The organism is Clostridium sp. UMB9555A (genome assembly GCF_030222355.1).
Classification (GTDB): Bacteria; Bacillota; Clostridia; order Clostridiales; family Clostridiaceae; genus Sarcina; species Sarcina perfringens.
This window is the reverse complement of the sequence record NZ_JASORQ010000001.1, coordinates 936,785-952,335: the sequence shown is the minus strand read 5'-3', so window position 1 is coordinate 952,335 and position 15,551 is coordinate 936,785. Positions and strand designations below refer to the sequence as shown.

At 28.4% G+C, this 15,551-nt stretch carries 15 protein-coding genes and 1 riboswitch; of the genes, 3 read left to right on the top strand and 12 right to left on the bottom strand.

Features of this window, described 5'->3' with window-relative positions:
* Positions 1-3 precede the first annotated feature (3 nt).
* Positions 4-696, top strand: a complete 693-nt coding sequence (locus QP548_RS04365) for an amino acid ABC transporter ATP-binding protein (RefSeq protein ID WP_061428258.1) — start codon at positions 4-6, stop codon at positions 694-696.
* 168 nt (positions 697-864) lie between these two features.
* Here QP548_RS04365 and QP548_RS04360 read toward each other — a convergent pair whose 3' ends face one another.
* On the bottom strand, positions 865-1,545 hold the full coding sequence (locus QP548_RS04360) for a hypothetical protein (RefSeq protein WP_061428260.1): 681 nt from the start codon (positions 1,543-1,545) through the stop codon (positions 865-867).
* A gap of 72 nt (positions 1,546-1,617) precedes the next feature.
* Positions 1,618-2,499, bottom strand: coding sequence for a YegS/Rv2252/BmrU family lipid kinase (locus tag QP548_RS04355; RefSeq protein WP_061428265.1), 882 nt, complete (start codon positions 2,497-2,499; stop codon positions 1,618-1,620).
* 314 nt (positions 2,500-2,813) lie between these two features.
* Between QP548_RS04355 and pssA the strand changes: the two genes are divergently transcribed.
* A complete protein-coding gene (gene pssA, locus QP548_RS04350) occupies positions 2,814-3,335 on the top strand; it encodes a CDP-diacylglycerol--serine O-phosphatidyltransferase (protein WP_003453570.1) in 522 nt (173 codons plus the stop codon).
* A gap of 46 nt (positions 3,336-3,381) precedes the next feature.
* On the opposite strand, the gene QP548_RS04345 is transcribed toward pssA, so the two are convergent.
* The 9 genes from QP548_RS04345 to thiD all read right to left on the bottom strand — a co-directional run bounded on the left by QP548_RS04345 (position 3,382) and on the right by thiD (position 13,139).
* The gene (locus tag QP548_RS04345) at positions 3,382-3,732 is read right to left on the bottom strand and encodes a hypothetical protein (protein WP_003453576.1); all 351 of its coding nucleotides are present in this window, start codon (positions 3,730-3,732) and stop codon (positions 3,382-3,384) included.
* A 21-nt stretch (positions 3,733-3,753) separates the two neighbouring features.
* Positions 3,754-4,290 (bottom strand): rubrerythrin family protein, encoded by a 537-nt coding sequence (locus QP548_RS04340; protein WP_061428267.1) that lies wholly within the window; start codon positions 4,288-4,290, stop codon positions 3,754-3,756.
* A 51-nt stretch (positions 4,291-4,341) separates the two neighbouring features.
* On the bottom strand, positions 4,342-5,691 hold the full coding sequence (locus tag QP548_RS04335) for a SpoVR family protein (protein WP_061428270.1): 1,350 nt from the start codon (positions 5,689-5,691) through the stop codon (positions 4,342-4,344).
* Between the two features lie 26 nt (positions 5,692-5,717).
* Positions 5,718-6,896 (bottom strand): sporulation protein YhbH, encoded by a 1,179-nt coding sequence (gene yhbH / locus QP548_RS04330; RefSeq protein ID WP_061428272.1) that lies wholly within the window; start codon positions 6,894-6,896, stop codon positions 5,718-5,720.
* A 3-nt stretch (positions 6,897-6,899) separates the two neighbouring features.
* Positions 6,900-8,822 (bottom strand): PrkA family serine protein kinase, encoded by a 1,923-nt coding sequence (locus QP548_RS04325; protein WP_284904927.1) that lies wholly within the window; start codon positions 8,820-8,822, stop codon positions 6,900-6,902.
* Positions 8,823-8,911: 89 nt separating this feature from the next.
* The gene (recQ, locus tag QP548_RS04320) at positions 8,912-10,690 is read right to left on the bottom strand and encodes a DNA helicase RecQ (protein ID WP_061428280.1); all 1,779 of its coding nucleotides are present in this window, start codon (positions 10,688-10,690) and stop codon (positions 8,912-8,914) included.
* Between the two features lie 229 nt (positions 10,691-10,919).
* Positions 10,920-11,543, bottom strand: a complete 624-nt coding sequence (gene thiE / locus QP548_RS04315) for a thiamine phosphate synthase (RefSeq protein ID WP_061428282.1) — start codon at positions 11,541-11,543, stop codon at positions 10,920-10,922.
* Complete coding sequence (gene thiM / locus QP548_RS04310) at positions 11,536-12,333, bottom strand: hydroxyethylthiazole kinase (protein WP_061428284.1); 798 nt, start codon at positions 12,331-12,333, stop codon at positions 11,536-11,538. Before thiM ends, thiE begins: the two co-directional genes overlap by 8 nt.
* An 11-nt stretch (positions 12,334-12,344) precedes the next feature.
* Complete coding sequence (gene thiD / locus QP548_RS04305) at positions 12,345-13,139, bottom strand: bifunctional hydroxymethylpyrimidine kinase/phosphomethylpyrimidine kinase (RefSeq protein ID WP_061428286.1); 795 nt, start codon at positions 13,137-13,139, stop codon at positions 12,345-12,347.
* A gap of 75 nt (positions 13,140-13,214) precedes the next feature.
* A riboswitch (TPP riboswitch) is annotated at positions 13,215-13,324 on the bottom strand.
* 122 nt (positions 13,325-13,446) lie between these two features.
* On the opposite strand from thiD, the gene QP548_RS04300 reads away from it, so the two are divergent.
* Positions 13,447-14,286 (top strand): patatin-like phospholipase family protein, encoded by an 840-nt coding sequence (locus QP548_RS04300; protein ID WP_061428288.1) that lies wholly within the window; start codon positions 13,447-13,449, stop codon positions 14,284-14,286.
* Positions 14,287-14,403: 117 nt separating this feature from the next.
* On the opposite strand, the gene QP548_RS04295 is transcribed toward QP548_RS04300, so the two are convergent.
* The gene (locus QP548_RS04295) at positions 14,404-15,417 is read right to left on the bottom strand and encodes a substrate-binding domain-containing protein (RefSeq protein ID WP_003470312.1); all 1,014 of its coding nucleotides are present in this window, start codon (positions 15,415-15,417) and stop codon (positions 14,404-14,406) included.
* Between the last annotated feature and the right edge of the window lie 134 nt (positions 15,418-15,551).

Genomic DNA, 15,551 nt, shown 5'->3' with positions numbered 1-15,551 from the left:
AAAATGATAGAAATAAAAAACTTAGAGAAATCCTTTAAGGGAAATAAGATATTAGAAAACATCTCCTTCACTCTTAAGGAAGGAGAAATATTAACCTTACTAGGCCCCTCTGGAGCTGGTAAAACAACAATACTTAGAATTTTAAATGGACTTGAAACCTGTGACTTTGGAGATATAACCTTAGATTCTTTAAAAATTTGCGAAAATGGAATATATAAAGACTCCAAAGCACAAAAGGAAACTCATAAAAAAATAGGACTAGTATTTCAAACCTTTAACCTTTTTCCTCATATGAATATTTTAGAAAACTTAATTTTAGCTCCAATGCACACTCTAAACCTTTCTCTAGAGGAGGCTACTAAAAAAGCATTACAAATTCTTTCTAAACTTTCTTTAGAAGATAAAGCTAAATCTTACCCTTGCGAACTATCAGGTGGGCAAAAACAAAGAGTTGCCATTTCTAGAGCTTTAATGTTAAACCCTAAATATATATGTTTTGATGAACCTACCTCAGCCTTAGACCCATCTTTAACTAAGGATGTTTCAAATATTATAAAATCCTTATCTAAGGAAAATATTGGAGTATTAATAATAACTCATGATATGGAATTTGCAAAAGAGGTCTCTTCAAGAATTATAAAATTAGATTCTGGAAAAATATTAGAGGATATACCTTCAAAAGAATTTTGGATCTAATCCACTTAACTTTTTAAATTTTATTTTTATTTTATTATTACCTCAAAAAATAAGGGAATGTATCAAAATTACTTAAGCAAAACTTATAAACAGTATAAAGAGAATTACTAGACTTTGACTTTCACTTAGAATCTAGTAATTCTCAGAATCTGTTTATAAGTTTTATTATTAACTCTTGATACAGTCCCTTATAGAAATTCTATTTTTCTTAAAAGTTAAAACTATATAAAAACCTAAAATACATAATATTAGCTCACTAATTATAGCACCATTTAAAAATTTAACTCCTAATAATTCTAAGGAGTTTTCTATTATTATAAAGGCTAAGGTCACCCCTAAAAATACTATCCCTTTTTTATCAGAATGGTTTTCCTTTTTAAAAAGTATTAAAAAGCTTAATATAGCTACTAACAAAAGAATATATATGGATTTAAGTAAAATTTGTTTTTCCGTTGTAATTACGTAACCATATTCCCAAGACATCTTAAAAAAAGGTTTAAAAATAGTTATGACTCCAATATAAAATCCTGTTAATACTATTGGTGAAAATTTAAAAAACTGAAAATTTATCTTGTCACTTCTAAGTAAAATATAAAAGGCTACTAATGCCATTAAAGGAATATATATTATATCTAAAAAACCTACATATTTAAATAAACTTATATACCTTTGATCACTTACTAAAGCTAGTGCTATTAAGGATATGATTCTTATAATTTGCAATAAAAAAGCTATACCTATTATATTTTTTATTTTTTTAGGTGAATACCTATAATTTTCTACTAAATTACTTATAGTAATGAAAATTATAAGAAACAATATTGTGTAATAAATAAATGTTTGATTCATAATTCCTCCTAATTTATTTCTCACCTATCTTGTTTACATATTAAATCTCATTACTATAAGTTATTATTTATATTACTTATTTATTCCTAAAACTTGTATTCCATCTTTAATACATTGAACTCTTAATGGGAAATCTGGACCTCTCTCTCCATCTATATCTGTAACTATTTCCTCATCAGATTCTATAAGAAGCTCATCTGTTCTTATATACTCAATTCTAGAATCTTCTAAGTGTTCTCCCTTTAATACCTTTATAAACATAGGTATTAATTCTGGAATGTGACAAGCCTTAAATATAACTATATCTAAAAGTCCATCTTGAACCTTAGCCTTAGTTGCTAATTTAAAGTTTCCTGCTGTTTGACCATTAAACACAAGCATTAAATATATAGGCTCATTGAATACTTCTCCATTAGCAGTTATTTTAACATCTAGCTTTCTAAAGTTAGGCAATTCTTCTAAGCCTTTTAAATAATATGCTAATTTACCTATTGTATTTTTTAAATTTGTATCTGTTTTTTGGGATACATCAGTAAATAATCCTGTAGATAATACATTTACAAAGTAATTATCATTTACCTTACCTAGGTCTACTCCAACTGCATAAGAATCTAATATTTGCTCAACACATGCTCCTGCATCTTGAGGCATACCTAAATGTTTTGCAAAGTCATTTGCTGTTCCTACTGGAATAATTCCTATTGGAATTTCTATCCCTCTTTTTTTCATAGCATTTACAACAGTATCTATAGTTCCATCTCCACCTGCAATAAGTATGTATTCATAAGTAGAATCTACTATATCTAGAGCATTTATTACATCTACTCCCCTTTGAATTCTATAAGGAACTATAGTATATCCCTTATCTTGATGCATAGTGATTATTTTATCAAGTTCCTTTAAAATAGCATTCTCTCCCGAATATGGGTTATATATAAATCTTACTTTCTTCAATGTTTTACCCTCCACTTTTAATTACTTACTATAAATAAATTAAATTGATATTTCTTTCAATTAATGGTATCATTTTTAATATATTATACAAACCCTACAATATTATAAAATTATATCATTTGTTAATCCTATTGTCGATAATGCTGTATAAGTAATTACATTTTGACTTATACTAAAAATTATGCAATAATATCTATGTTTTAACTTTTTATTCACAATTAGTCCAAAGTTATTTTGTTCTAATACATATTTAATTTTTGGATATACATTAATATAATTTTATTATTGTTAATATTTTTATTAGGAGTGATTATATGAGAAAAAGTAGTATACCAAATATATTTACTTTTATAAACCTATCTTTTGGTATATTATCATTATTAGCAACATTTAAATCAGAGTATTTATTAGCAGCAATATTTATACTTCTTGCTGGATTAGTTGATAGATATGATGGAAGAGTTGCTCGTTATTTAAATGTTTCTAGTGATCTTGGTAAGGAACTAGATTCTTTAGCGGATTTAGTATCATTTGGTGTGGCACCATCAGTATTAACTTTTGTATTTTATAACTTTGAATCTTTAGGTCCTATGGGAATTATAGGTTATGCATTATTACTTTGCTTCCCTATTTGTGGAGCTTTCAGATTAGCTAGATACAATGCAACTGAATTTGACGGTGTATTTAGAGGAGTACCTATAACTATTGCTGGAGCTGTTGTTGCTTTATTTATTTTATTATCAATAAAGTTTACTTTAAACATTTTATTCCCAGTAGTAATTTTAGTTGTATTCTCTTACTTAATGGTTAGTAATTTACAATTAAAGAAATTTTAACAAAAAATCCTATTAAAGAATTTTCTTTAATAGGATTTTTTATTATTTACTCTTCTTCCTCTCTATTAGAGTTTTCAAAAAGTAAGTCCTGTTCTACTTCAGTTTGAATTATATCCTTTGAAGCTTTTTCCATTATAAATTTAGATTTAAGTTTTATATACTTAATATAAGCTTCTTCATTATCCTTAATAACCTCTAAAATAGAATCTATTATCTTACCCATTTCGTCAACTCTATCTAAGGCATCATCTAAATCTCTCTTTCTAACTTTAGATATATTATTTAATTCCCCAGCAGCTCCAACTAGAAGTCTATAGGTATTAGCATAACTACTTAAAACAACACTTAAATTATTAACCTCTTTAAAATGTTTTCTAAAAATCTCAATTTGACCCATTTAAAAGTCTCCTCTTTAATACTAACATTCATTTAAAAGTCTAAAGTATCCTTGTGGAAATCTACATAGAGGACAGTTTCTTGGAGCTTCCTTTCCTTCATGGATATATCCACAGTTTGTACATACCCATTTCACAGGTTCTTTTGATGAATATAACCTTTTTGATTTAATCTTATCATAAAAGTCCATATATCTTTCATTGTGAGATTCCTCTACCTCTCTAAGTTCCTTAAAAAAGTCTGCTATTTCCTCATAGCTTTCACTACGTGCTGTTTCTTCAAACTCTATATATATTTCTTTAAATTCATCACTTTCCCCCATAGCTGCTACCATAAGATTCTCTGCTATATCCCCTACATTACATAAAAATCTTCTAAAAACCTCCCTAGCATGAGCATATTCATTCTTAGCAGTTTCATCAAAGATATCTGCTATCCAATTTTGTCCTTCCTCTCTTGCCTCTTCAGCAAACAAGTTATATTTTGTTCTAGCACGACATTCTCCTGAAAAGGTTTTGTAAAGATTTTTTTCAGTTTGAGATCCTTTTAAACTTTTCATATTAACTCCATATTTTATATTATTTATATTTTATAATATGAAAGTTTTTTCCTATTCATCACACATAAATAATATATCTGAACCATCTTTACCCTTACTACTTAAATTCACCTTTCTGCCCCATAAAATATTTATATACTTTAAGGTTTTCTTTGCATAATTAGCTTCTAATTCTCTTCCATCAAAAACATGCTCCAAATTTAAGGTCATATCTTTTTTATTTAACTCTCTAACTCTAATATGTGGAATAGAACTTACACCGCATTCCTCAGCAATAAGATTCCTAATACTCTTCCACCCTAAATCATCAGAAACTTCTTCTACAACATAATCAAATCCCTTTTTAACATACTGGAATAAATTAAGTTCTTCACAAAGCTCCCTAGTTAAATATTTTCTTATAAAAGAAGTATCTCTTTCTAATGCTCTTACTTCAAAAATCTTTTCTCTGCCATATCTTTTTTCTATATCCTGAAAAATTCTAAAACCTATATAATAAGGGTTAAGCCCATAAGGAATAGGAGCTACAACATCATTATGTCTTTTTAAAAATTCTAAATGAAGTCCCTGTGGTAAATCTAACTTTTTCAAAATATTATAATGCCAATAACTTGCCCAGCCTTCATTCATTATCTTAGTTTCTATTTGTGGTAGAAAATATAAGCTCTCTCTTCTAACTATTTTTAGAATATTTTTTTCCCACTCTTCTAAATTACTATAATCTATTATAAACTGAATGACATCATCATCTGGATTAAGTGGAATTTTACTTATATCAGGAGGAAGTATTTCTTCCATAGAGTCTAAAATACCTCTATTTTCTTTTTTCTTATTAAATATCTCTAATACTCTTTTTCTCTGCTCATCTTGAGACTCTCTCTTCTCACCTATAACTCTTGGCATTTGATATCTTATGGAATGAGCAGCATCTAATATTCTTTCAACTTGGCTATAACCTATACTTGGATCATTTATATATCCTCTTATAATATCTGCATCTAGCTTAAACATTTCTAAAGCATTATTTGCATCTGTTCCTTCTTTAAACAACCTATTATTTTTAAAGAAATCATTATGACCATATACATGAGCCATAGTTAATATTTGAAGCAATAAAGTGTTATCCTTCATTAAATAAGCTAGGCAAGGATTAGAATTTATAACCATCTCATATGGTAATCCTGTCATATTTAATGAATATAAGGTTTTATTCTTTTCATAAGCCTTACCATAACTCCAGTGTGGATATTTAGAAGGCATTCCTACATATGCTTCATAACTTAGCATTTCATTATAGCCTATAATTTCATATTCCTGAGGATAATAATCTAACCCTTCACTCTTTGCTATTTCTTCTATCTTATTGTTCCATCCTTCTAAATCTTTTAAATTATAATCCATATTTAAAGCCCCTTATCTTAAAACTCTCATTCCTTATTTTCTTCCTGTAGTTCTTCAGATAGCATATATTTTATAGCATTCCACAAATCCTTCTTTTCCTTTACAGTTACAGAAACAAAATTTTTCTTACTTATTTCTTTTTTAAATCTGTAGAACATTGTAGTGGAATAAGTTGATGGTAAAAGCTCTATATATCCAAACATATTACTTAAATCTGAAATTTCATTTACAGCTTCCATAGCCTTTTCATTATCCTCACTCCAGTTATCGCCGTCTGAAGCATAGAAAGGATATATATTCCAAACGCCTGGGTTATACTTTTCTTTTATTAAATCTATGGCAGCATTTATTCCTGAAGATATATAAGTTCCTCCAGATTCCCCTTTGTGGAAAAACTCATATTCATTAACATTCTTAGCTGTAGTAGTATGAGATATGAATTCAAAGGCTACATTATTATATTTTCTCCTTATAAACCTAGATAAAACAAAGAAAAATGATCTAGCTAAATATTTTTTAGTGTTATCCATAGAACCTGAAACGTCCATTATAAAAATCATTACAGCATTGCTTTCTCTTTTAGGATGTTTTTTCACTTTATAATATCTTAAGTCATCTTCTCTAAAAGGAAATCTTCCTATTTCCGCTTCTTCTCCTATTTCACGCAATGCTCTTTTTTTTCCTTGTTTTCTAGCTATTTTACACATAACAGTTTTTTTCTTTGCAAGCCTTGGTCTTACACCATATTTTTGATATCCTCTTTTTTTAGCTGCACTTTCAACTATTATTTCAGAGTACTTCTTCCTATCTAAGTTAGGTAAATCAAGATCCTCAACTATATAATCCATAAGTTCCTCTAAGGTTATCTCAGTTTCATATATATCTTTTCCTTCCTGATTTCCTGCTTTATTATTAGAAATAGCTTTTCTCTTATCACTAGAAATTCTATCCCCTCGTCTTTCTTCTCCAGTACCTGTTGTTACCCCTTTATTATTTGCACCATAAATAAATTGATATTCCTTTATTCCTCTAATAGGAATTTTATATTTTTTATTTTTAGTCTCTCCAATTATGCTCTCCTCTGAAAGTATATCTCCTAAATTTTCTTTAATAGATTTTTCTACTAACTGCCTGTGACGTCTTCTATCCTCTATAGATCTATCATGTTCTACATGGTTTTCCGCTTGATCTCTAAATATGGCCATATTTTAATCCTTCCATAGGTTATTAGCTGCATATTTTAATATTACATCGCAGCAATGTGGACAATAACCGTTTTTCTCCATTTGATTTACCATTGAATTATACTTTCTATCTTGATCTTTATCTCTTACTCTAGATTTAGTTATTATTCTTGATAAATCTTTAACTGAAGCTGTTAATTTCTTTTCAATGGCTTCTTTTAGTGGTTCATAAGATCTATAGTCCATTTTTCCGCCACTTCTAACTATATAGAACATGTATGATGTTACATCTGCTCTAAATCCCTTGGAAGAAGATTCTGATATTCCTATTTCTTCCTCTATACTTCTCATAAATTCTTCATCTGGTTCTAACTCTTCACTAGTTGAAGAATCCTTAAGTTTTGTTTTATTTACATAAGCTTCTGCATTATCTATATAGTTATTAAATAAACTTTCTGCTTGCTCCTTAAAAGAGTGAATAAATGCCTTTGTAATTTCTTTTTCAAGAATCTTATTATATTCTTTTCTTATGGTATCTTGAATATATCCTAAATATTTCTTCTTATCCTCTTGAGATATATCCATATCCTTAACAGATTTTATTATGCTTTCCATAACGCTTAATGGATTTATACACTTATGCTCTGCATTTGATAGAGCATTATCTATTGCCTTTATAATAAATCTTGTTGAAATCCCCTTCATGCCTTCCATAGTTCCAGCTTCTTCTTTTAACTCTAAAACATCAATTCTCTTTGTTGTTCCCTTTTCAACAATTTCCTCTCCATTATAAAGTTTAAGTTTAGTAATTGGATCAACTTTCATAGAAGGAAGTAATCTTGTTAATATAGCAAACATTGAAGCAATTTCCATGGTATGAGGAGCTATATGAGCATCAAAATTAGATTTCTTTAATATTTTTTCATAAATTTTAATTTCTTCACTAAGCTCTAAACAATATGGAACTTCAATTTTTACAATTCTATCTAAAATTGCTTCATTAGTATGATCTGATTTAAATTTATTCCACTCAGCTTCATTAGAGTGAGCTATTATAAGTCCATCAAAATAAATCATTGATCCCTTACCTGGTGAAGGAATAGATTTTTCTTGAGTTGCAGTTATTATGGTGTGTAAATATTCCACATCATTTTTAAATACTTCAATAAATTCAACTAACCCTCTATTACCAACATTAAATGCACCATTTAATGAGAATATTCTTGGATCATCCTCTGGATACATGTCCATTTTAGAAATATCAATAGATCCTGTTAAAATTGAAGTATCTTGGTTATTAGGATCTACTGGAGGTACAACTCCAATTCCTTTTCTAGAACGAATTGAGAAATTCTTTGTTGAAACTGGGAATTTTTCATATTCTCCACTAAATTCATTTAATAATCTATACTTACAAACTGGACATAAATCTCCTTCAATCTCAACACCTAACATATCCTCAAATTCTTTTCTTAAATGTTTAGGTATTAAATGCAGTGGCTCTTCATGCATAGGACATCCATCTAAAACATATACTGGCGGTGCTGTTTCTAAAACCCTTTTAATTGATTCTACTAAAGAGGATTTACCAGCCCCCACAGGTCCTACTAAGTATAATACTTGTCTTGCTTCTTCTCCCCTCATTGAAGCCGAATGAAAATAATTCATTAATTTCATCACAACTGTATCAATTCCATAAAAATCTTCTTTAAAAAAGTTATATCTCTTTATTTTTTCATTACCATATATCTTTTTAATTTTTGCATTTTCCTCAGGTCTTAATATTTCAAAGCCCTTATCCATAATAAGATCATAAATCCTTTTATGAGAAAGTTTTGCAACATCAGGATTATTTTTTACAATTTCTAAATAATCAAGAAATGTTCCCTTAAACTTCTGCTTATTATGTTTTTCCCTATCACTTTTTATAAACTCTTTAAAATCCATTGTAATCCCTCCTTTACCCTAAATATATTCCTTATCTATTATGTTCTATGACAAAATATCCCTATAAAACAAAAAAGAAATTAGTAAAACTAATTTCTTTTTCCATACTTTTCATAGTCCCTTAAGGTTGTAAGAATAAAAGGGCCATACTTTGTTATTTTCTGCTCTCCAAAGCCCCTAATATTTTTTAAATCCTCCTTACTCTTAGGATTTTTATTTATTATCTCCATAATCATTGAATCTGTAAAAACTATGTATGGTTTTACTCCTTCTCTTCTTGATATATCTTTTCTTAAAATGCGAAGTTTCTTGAAAAGTTCTAAATCCATGCACATGCTTTCTTCATTATTATTAACCTCTAAAAGCACCTTTTCTTCTCCCTTTAATATTCCTATAGATTTTCTATTTAACTTTAGCATAGAATATGTTCCTTCTTTTCTATCTAAAGCCTTAATAGATAAAAGCTCCTTTATTATGTCCTTTATATACTTACTTGTATATTCTTTCATTATTCCAAAGGTTGAAAGCTCGTATAGCTTATATTTTTCAATCTTTGGCCCATGAATCCCCCTTAAAATATCTATTAAAACACTTTCTCCAAAGGCTTCCTTTGTTCTATATATACATGATAATATTTTTTGTGCCTCTAATGTCATATCTATTAAATCACTATTTTTTAAGCAGTTAGTACAATTATTGCAGTACTTTATGGAATTTTCCTCTCCAAAATAATCTAAAATATATTTTCTAAGACACTTATCATAATTACAAAACTCTATTATTTTTTCTAGTTTTTTAAGTTCTATAGTTCTTCTAGATATTTCTGTAGTTGAACTTATTAAATAATCCATGACTCTTATATCTTGCTCTGAATAAAGAAGATAACACTTAGCTAAGCTTCCATCTCTTCCTCCACGGCCTATTTCTTGATAATAATTTTCTATACTTTTTGGAAATGTTGAATGTATTATAAACTTAACATCAGGCTTATCAATTCCCATACCAAAAGCATTTGTGGCAATCATAACCTTAAAATTGTCATTTAAAAATTCTCCTTGATAATAATTTTTTTCCTTATCTTTTAAGGATCCATGATATTTCCCTACACTTTTCCCTCTATAAAGCATATGTTTATAAAGTTCCTCAACTTCATTTTTAGTTGAGCAATAAATTATTCCTGACTCTTCCTCATGTTCACTTATAATTTCACTTATAATTTCTAATTTATCAACTTCTTTTAATACATTTATCTCTAAATTATCTCTACTAAAGCTCCCCTTATAAATAAAGGGATTATGGAGACCTAAAAGTTCAATGGAATCCTTCATAACTATCTCTGTAGCCGTAGCTGTAAAGGCTGTAATAATTGGTCTTTTTTTTAGATTACAAATAAATGGTTTTATCTTGCTATAACTTTTTCTAAAGTCATGGCCCCACATTGATACGCAGTGGGCTTCATCAACTACAATTTGTGCAATATTAGCTTTTTCTATATTATCTAAAAAATATCTATTTTCTAATCTCTCCGGTGATACATAAAGAAGCTTAAATTCTCCTTTTATGAATTTACTAATTATATTTTTAACCTCTTCAAAGTCATTTCCTCCACTTATATAAGCAGCATTAATTCCTAAGGAATTTAAGTTATCAACTTGATCCTTCATAAGAGATATTAAGGGAGAAATAACAAGTGTTGTTCCTTTAAAAATATAAGCAGGTATTTCATAACATAAGGATTTTCCTCCTCCAGTAGGTAATATACAAAATACATCCTTTCCACTTAAAATCTTATCTATTACCTCCTGTTGCCCTTTTCTAAATTCCCTATATCCAAAAATATTATTTAATACCTCAAATTCTCTTCTCATATCCTTCTCCTAAAATTACTACTTATCTAACTTATATAAAATTAAGACCATATCTAAACTAAACATATGTAAAATAAATTTATTCCTATGTAAAATTAAGGTTTAGTTAAAATAGTCCTTAAATTATAAATATTATACTATAAAATAAACTCTAAATAAAAAAGAGATTCTCTAACTTAAGAACCTCTTTTTGATTATTTCATATTTTAAGTTTAATATTCAAAAATTTTTATTTACTAAGAATATTTAAAAATTCCTTGCTTTTTTCTCTTATATTATCACTATTTAATAAATCAGATATGACAGCTACCCCTTCTAGATTTTCTAAAATATCCTTATTTAAGTTATAAGGAGTTATACCTCCAATCCCATAAAGTGGAATATTAGAAACAGATTTTATCTCTCTTAAGGTTTCTAAGGTCATTAATGTTGCATCATCCTTACTATTAGTTGAAAATAAAGCCCCAACACCTAAGTTATCTGCTCCATCTTTCATAGCTTTTAAAGCTTCCTCTTTATTATGAACAGTAACACCTATAACTGCATCCTTTGGCATTATTTCTCTTGCTATGGAAACTTCCATATCATCTTGTCCTATGTGAATTCCATGAGCTTTTACTGCTAAGGCTACATCTATTCTATCATTTACTAAAAATAATGCTCCAAACTCATCACAAAGCTTTTTTAACTCCTTAGCTTCCTTACACATTTCTTTAGTTTTTTTATTCTTTGCTCTATATTGAACAATGGATACCCCTCCAATTAAAGCTTCCTTTGTTTTTTCTAAAAGCTCATTAAAAGGAATTCTATAGTCTGTTACTAAATATAATTTTTTCGTATCTTTATTACTCATAAATAACCTTCTCTCTTTCCTTTATTGTTTCATCATTAATAATTGAAAGTTCATCTAAAAGATTATGCTTAAATGTCATTAACCCCTCTTTTTCTCTTAATCTTTCCTCAGCTAATTCTCCACATATTCCCCATGCAGCTACTGCTTTAACCACTTCTTTAAATCTTAAATCTTTATGGTCATAAAAACTTAAAGCTAGTGTTAATAAAGTTCCTAGCATACATCCAGTACCTGTAATTTTACTCATTTTATAAGTTCCATTTTTAACACTTGCACTTTCTTCTCCATTAGTTATAAAATCAACCACTCCAGAAACAACTACTATAAGATTTCTTTCCCTTGCATATTCCTTTATCTTATTTTTTGTATTTTCACTTAAAGAATCATCAAAGGAATCTATTCCAATTGAATTTGAAGTTTCACCTATAAGGGTTTTTATTTCAGCTAAATTCCCCTTTATAAGTGAAGGCTCTCCCTCTAGTATTAATTTTTTAGCAAAATCTTTTCTAAGTTTTGATGCTTGTACACCTACTGGATCTAAAACAGAGGGAATTCCTTTTTCCTTTGCTATTTTCATAGAAATCATTGATGACTCCATTTGGTAAGGCTCTAAAGTTCCTATATTAACTAATAATCCATTAGCCATTTTTGTTATCTCTTTTAATTCATCATGATGGGTAGCCATAAGAGGTAAGCCTCCATAATTAATGGTTACTTGTGCTAAATCATTAACTGTAACATAATTAGTTATCATATGTATTAAAGGGTTTTCTCTTTTTAAAACTTCCATTTTTATTCCTCCTAGTAAAATTTATAGAAATGATGTGTTGGTCCAACACCCTTTCCAAGTTCAAAGCCATTTTTTATAGCACCTGTAATATATTCTTTTCCACCTCTCACAGAATCAACTATATTCATTCCCTTTGATAAATTAGCTGTAATAGCTGATGATAAGGTACATCCTGTTCCATGAGTATGCTTTGTATTTATTCTCTCTTCATTAAAAAGAGTAAAGTTTTCACCATCATATAAAATATCTGTTGCCTCTCCTTCTAAATGTCCACCCTTAATTAAAACATTTTTTGCTCCTAATTTTTTAAGATCACAGGCTGCCTTTTTCATATCTTCTATTGTAAGTATTTCTCTGCCTAATAATTCTTCTGCCTCTGGTAAATTTGGAGTTATCAAAGTAGCTATCGGTATTAACTTCTCTATTAAAGTATTTTTTGCATCATCTGATAAAAGCTTAAATCCACTTTTTGAAATCATAACAGGATCTAATACTATTTGAGGCAATTTTTCTACTCTTCCTAAAGCATTACTTATTGCTTCTATTGATTCAATTTTAGATACCATACCTATTTTTATGGCACCTACTTCTATATCATTAAAAATAACATCTATTTGTTTTTCTATGATTTCAGGAGTAACATCCATTATTCCAAAAACTCCTTGAGTATTCTGAGCTGTTATGGCAGTTATTATACTCATTCCGTAAACTCCATTAGCAGAAAAAGCTTTTATATCAGCCTGTATTCCTGCTCCCCCCGAACTATCTGACCCTGCAATTGTTAATGCATTAAATAATTTACTCATATTTTTCACTCCTTCTAAAAAAGAAAAAGCATATACAGCCCTAAGGCTATATATGCTTTAAAATCAATTTAAATATATGTGTCTCTTGGGCTTCCCTACGCTGGTATTAACCAGATCAGGTTAAAGGGTCAAGAAATTTCATTTCTAATCTCAGCCAGACACTACTGGCCCCCCTAGCTATTTTTTATGCTATTTTCTAATCCAAATGATACCATAGTAACCCTTCTTTTTCAACATACCTTTTTTGAAATTTTTTAATTTAAGGATTATAATCTTAAATATATGATGAAGCTTAGGAGGATATTTTATGGTTAGCTTAGTTTTAGAAGGAGGAACTTTTCGTCCTATTTTTAGTGCAGGAGTTATGGATGCTCTTCTTGATAATAATATAATATTTCCTTACTGTATTGGAGTTTCAGCAGGAATAACTAATGGTTTTTCATATTTTTCTAATCAAAAAGGAAGAAATATTGAAATATTAAAAAAATATAGAAATGATAAAAGATATTTAAGTCTTTCTAACTTCTTTAAGTGTAGAAGCATCTTTGGTTTAGATTTTGTATTTGATGAATTAGCAAATAAACTCTTCCCTTATGATTTTAATGCACTTTCAAATTATAAGGGAAGAGTTTTAGTAGGTGTTACAAATGCTAACACAGGAAAAACAGAATACTTAGATGGAAAAATTAAAGATGAAAAATATATGGCTTTAAGAGCAACTTGCGCTATTCCTATACTTTTCCCAGCAATAAAAATAAATGGAAATGAATATTATGATGGTGGACTATTAGATCCTATTCCAATAAAAAAAGCTATAGCAGATGGAAATGAAAAACACTTAATAGTTCTTACTAGACCTAAAAGTTATAGAAAAACCTTAGGAAAAAGTAATAAGTTAGCATCTAAAATAGTGGGACGTAAATACCCTAACTTAAAAGATACATTTTTATCAAGACATATAAAATATAATGAAACAGTAAAATTTTGCGAAGAGTTAGAAAAGGCTGGGAAGGCAATTATAATAAGACCAAATGAAGATGAAGCTATTGAAAGTTTTGAAAAAGATGTAACTAAATTAGAAGAGGCTTATAACTATGGATATAATGCCTGTATAAAAAACTTAGAAAAAATAAAGGCTTTATTTTAATATTAATCTCTATTTTAAATCTTAAAGTATATTTTAAAATTATTTTTACCATAACTAAAAGAGACTACATAAAAAATTTCATGTAGTCTCTTTTAGTAAATAAAAGTAAATTTATCTTTAAAGTCTTTTACAACTTTCTCTTTCTATTAGTTTTACAGGTAAAACTATTTTCTTAGCTATTTCTCTTCCTGTTCTCATTCTCTCTAAAAGTGTCTCAACGGCAATACTTCCCATATGATCTGTAAAAACTTTTATTGTTGTCAAGGAAGGTGTTAAAAATTTAGCAGTACATATATCATCAAAACCTAATATACTTATATCCTCTGGTATTCTTAATCCTTCTTCAAATATTGCTTTGTAAGCTCCTATGGCCATAGGATCACTAGCTATAAAAAATGCTGTAGGAAGGTCCTTCTCTTTTAATACCTTCTTCATAAGTTCATAACCATGCTCTGGTAAAAATCTTCCCTTTAGAACCCACTTTTCTTTATAGTTACCCATTTTCTCCATATATTCTTTAAAGGTTTTCTCTCTGTAATTTACCTTTCTTATGGACTCATTGCCATTATGGGGAATTGATTCACCACCTAAATATCCAATATCTTTATGGCCTAAGGATGTTAAATAATCTAAACAAATATTTACTCCATACTTAAAATCTACTACCACTGAATCGTATTTCCACTCTTCTGGAGAAGAATCTACAAAAATTATGTTCTTTGATAACTTTTCCATTAAGCTTATCTCTTCTTCTTCAAATATTCCAATAGCCAATATTCCATCTAAATCCCTATATTCTCTTGTTCCTTCATTAATTATCTTTTGAAAATCTATTGGTTTAAATTTAATTTTTTCTTCATTACACTTTTTCTCAACAGCCATTCTTATTGAAAGAAAATATGGATCGTTTAATTCCTGTATTTCTGTGTACCAATAAACTATTCCTATGGTGTAATTTTTTATTTTATTTTTTCTTTCTTTTACTGGTACATAATTTAACTCTTCAGCTATTTCCATTACTTTTTTTCTTGTTTCTTCAGATACGTTAAGCGTTTCATCTAAATTTAAAACTCTAGATACAGTAGCTATTGAAACTCCAGCACCCTTTGCAATATCTTTAATAGTAGCCACATAATCACTCCTTACTTTTCTTATTTTATATTATATATTTTTTTACTAAAATTTTCTAACCTTTTCTTTGTATAATATATAAAATTTAACTAAACAAATATAAAATAATACTTTCTTTATTATTTTTTAACAAA

Coding starts and splice junctions, on each gene's coding strand:
- QP548_RS04300 (WP_061428288.1), top strand. CDS start 13,447: ATGGTTAGCTTAGTTTTAGAAGGAGGAACTTTTCGTCCTATTTTTAGT.
- QP548_RS04345 (WP_003453576.1), bottom strand. CDS start 3,732: ATGGGTCAAATTGAGATTTTTAGAAAACATTTTAAAGAGGTTAATAAT.
- thiM (WP_061428284.1), bottom strand. CDS start 12,333: ATGGAAGTTTTAAAAAGAGAAAACCCTTTAATACATATGATAACTAAT.
- pssA (WP_003453570.1), top strand. CDS start 2,814: ATGAGAAAAAGTAGTATACCAAATATATTTACTTTTATAAACCTATCT.
- recQ (WP_061428280.1), bottom strand. CDS start 10,690: ATGAGAAGAGAATTTGAGGTATTAAATAATATTTTTGGATATAGGGAA.
- thiD (WP_061428286.1), bottom strand. CDS start 13,139: ATGAGTAAATTATTTAATGCATTAACAATTGCAGGGTCAGATAGTTCG.
- yhbH (WP_061428272.1), bottom strand. CDS start 6,896: ATGGCCATATTTAGAGATCAAGCGGAAAACCATGTAGAACATGATAGA.
- QP548_RS04325 (WP_284904927.1), bottom strand. CDS start 8,822: ATGGATTTTAAAGAGTTTATAAAAAGTGATAGGGAAAAACATAATAAG.
- QP548_RS04365 (WP_061428258.1), top strand. CDS start 4: ATGATAGAAATAAAAAACTTAGAGAAATCCTTTAAGGGAAATAAGATA.
- thiE (WP_061428282.1), bottom strand. CDS start 11,543: ATGAGTAATAAAGATACGAAAAAATTATATTTAGTAACAGACTATAGA.
- QP548_RS04340 (WP_061428267.1), bottom strand. CDS start 4,290: ATGAAAAGTTTAAAAGGATCTCAAACTGAAAAAAATCTTTACAAAACC.
- QP548_RS04360 (WP_061428260.1), bottom strand. CDS start 1,545: ATGAATCAAACATTTATTTATTACACAATATTGTTTCTTATAATTTTC.
- QP548_RS04335 (WP_061428270.1), bottom strand. CDS start 5,691: ATGGATTATAATTTAAAAGATTTAGAAGGATGGAACAATAAGATAGAA.